Origin of the sequence: Mycobacterium sp. 050134, assembly GCF_036409085.1 — a bacterium.
Classification (GTDB): Bacteria; Actinomycetota; Actinomycetes; order Mycobacteriales; family Mycobacteriaceae; genus Mycobacterium.
The window spans coordinates 1-608 of the sequence record NZ_JAZGLV010000068.1; the positions used below are offsets into that span (position 1 = coordinate 1).

Annotated in this window: 1 protein-coding gene; it reads right to left on the bottom strand. The window is 73.2% G+C overall.

Annotated elements, in window-relative coordinates; genetic code table 11:
* The coding region (locus SKC42_RS27430; protein WP_330967368.1) for a DUF222 domain-containing protein at positions 1–608 on the bottom strand (608 nt) is incomplete at both ends.

Genomic DNA, 608 nt, shown 5'->3' on the forward strand with positions numbered 1-608 from the left:
CTCCGGCGCAGAGTCGACCGGATGCACCAGCGCCACCAACCGGGCCGACCGAGCCAGCTCCCGCAGCAGCTCGGGGCTGATCAACCCGTCCGCCCCCACCTCCGAACCCGGCGCATCCCCGGTGCCGTCGAGAGTGGCCCGCTCGGCGACCACATGGATCACCACCGGCGAGGCGGGCCGGCGCGCCCCCGCCAAACAGTCATCGCGCCCGCAACGACACCCCAACCGATCCGCCCCCGCAGCCAACGCCCCCAACGCATCCGCGCGGCGCTGCGCGTGGCTGCGCGGATCGTGGGCGCACACCGTGGCCGCCACCGCGTCCAGCCGCCCGTCCAGCGCGTGCGCGTCCGGGGCGAACAGGCTGCCGCGGATCTCGGCCATCCCACCCTCGGTGTCATCCACGCACACCTGCCGATCGACCCGGGCGGCGCGCTGGCGGCGCACCGCATCCACATCGGCGGCCGCCACGATCTTGTCGACCTGCCCCGCCAACCGCGCCCGCGTCATCGACGGCCACCGAGCCACACTGACCGCCAACCGAGCATCCACCGCCGCCAACACCTGCGGGTCCTCGATCAAATCCGTGCGATACACGATCGTTGCGAACA